At 48.4% G+C, this 223-nt stretch carries 1 rRNA gene; it reads right to left on the reverse strand.

The window, feature by feature from the left end:
* A 5S ribosomal RNA gene (rrf, locus tag ACNFIA_RS32015) occupies positions 1–64 on the reverse strand; the annotation flags it as partial.
* Between the last annotated feature and the right edge of the window lie 159 nt (positions 65–223).

Below are 223 nucleotides of genomic sequence, written 5' to 3' on the forward strand. Positions count from 1 at the left end.
TGCGTCGTTTCACTACTGAGTTCGGGATGGGATCAGGTGGTTCCAACGCTCTATGGTCGTCAAGCAATTCTTTAGGATGCTCGTGGCAGTTGCACACGCTCATCCGAATTCAGGTATGTGACAGGTAATTTGCGGTTCACACGAACTTTCGGTTCGTTACGTCTTCACCGTACAACACGCAAATTGTTTGGGTGTTATATGGTCAAGCCTCACGGGCAATTAG

The sequence above is a fragment of the Pseudomonas sp. NY15437 genome, from assembly GCF_048068435.1.
GTDB lineage: Bacteria > Pseudomonadota > Gammaproteobacteria > Pseudomonadales > Pseudomonadaceae > Pseudomonas > Pseudomonas nitroreducens_B.